Here is a 1,386-nt window from a genome sequence, read left to right as displayed (position 1 = left end):
GATCGAGACCGCCGGGCGGGTGCAGCCCGAGTGGGCGGCCGTGCCCGCGCGCGACCGCGCCGAGATCCTGCGCAGGGCGTACGAGCTGATCCTCGACCGCGCCGACGAACTGGCCCTGCTCATGACCACCGAGATGGGCAAGCCGCTCGCCGAGGCGAAGGGCGAGGTCGCCTACGGCGCGGAGTTCTTCCGTTGGTTCTCCGAGGAGGCCTGTCGGGTCCGAGGGGACGCCCGACGCTCGCCCGACGGCAGGACCCGCCTCATGGTGACCCACGAACCGGTGGGGCCGTGCATCCTCATCACCCCGTGGAACTTCCCCCTGGCCATGGCCACCCGCAAGATCGGACCGGCCATCGCCGCCGGCTGCACCATGGTGTTCAAGCCGGCCAACCTCACCCCGCTGACCTCCCTGTACGTGGTGGACCTCCTGCGCGAGGCGGGACTGCCCGACGGGGTGCTCAACACGGTGTGCACCACCGACCCCGGCGGTGTCGTGGAACCGTGGATCGACTCCGGGATCGCCCGGAAGCTGTCGTTCACCGGGTCCACCCCGGTCGGTCGCACCCTGCTCGAGCAGTGTGCACGAGGCGTGCTGCGCACGTCGATGGAACTGGGCGGGAACGCCCCGTTCGTGGTGTGTGAGGACGCGGACATGGACACCGCGGTCGACGCGGCGATGGCCGCCAAGATGCGGAACATGGGCGAGGCCTGTACGTCGGCCAACCGGATCCTCGTCCACCGTTCGGTGCTGGAGGAGTTCGGCCGGCGCCTCACCGAGAGGATGTCCGCCCTCACCGTCGGCGACGGCACGCGCGAGGGCACCGACGTGGGCCCGTTGGTCGAGGAGAAGGCCGTGACGAAGGTGGTCGAGCTGGTCGACGACGCCGTGGGGCGCGGTGCCGAGGTCCTGTGCGGCGGGTCGCGGGTCGAGGGCCCCGGCTACTTCTACCCGCCGACCGTCCTGACCGGCGTGGCGGCGGACTCCGCCCTGATGTCCACCGAGATCTTCGGCCCCGTCGCGGCCCTGATCCCGTTCGACTCCGACGACGAGGCGGTGACGCTGGCCAACGACACCGAGTTCGGGCTCGTCTCCTACGTGATGACCGAGAACCTGGACCGCGCGATGACCATGTCGGAGCGGCTGCAGGCCGGCATGGTGGGCGTCAACACCGGGATCGTCTCCAACCCGGCGGCGCCGTTCGGGGGAATCAAGCAGTCCGGCCTGGGGCGGGAAGGCGGCCTGACCGGAATCGAGGAGTTCGTGGAGACCAAACTCGTGGCGATCCCGGTGCGCTGACGGCGCACCGGTTGACCGGGGCCGGGTCGCGCGGGGCCGGCTCGTTCAGGGCCGTCAGCCGGTGCGGGCCCGGCCGGCGAGGCGGTGTC

General features: G+C 71.3%; 1 protein-coding gene. It reads left to right on the top strand.

Annotation, left to right across the window (positions count from 1 at the left end):
- A partial coding sequence (locus IY392_RS17345; RefSeq protein WP_194861912.1) for an NAD-dependent succinate-semialdehyde dehydrogenase occupies nucleotides 1-1,297 on the top strand: 1,297 nt, incomplete at its 5' end.
- Between the last annotated feature and the right edge of the window lie 89 nt (nucleotides 1,298-1,386).

It is taken from the genome of Dietzia sp. SYD-A1 (assembly GCF_015356725.1).
Lineage (GTDB): Bacteria > Actinomycetota > Actinomycetes > Mycobacteriales > Mycobacteriaceae > Dietzia.
This window is presented reverse-complemented; position numbering and strand designations above follow the sequence as displayed.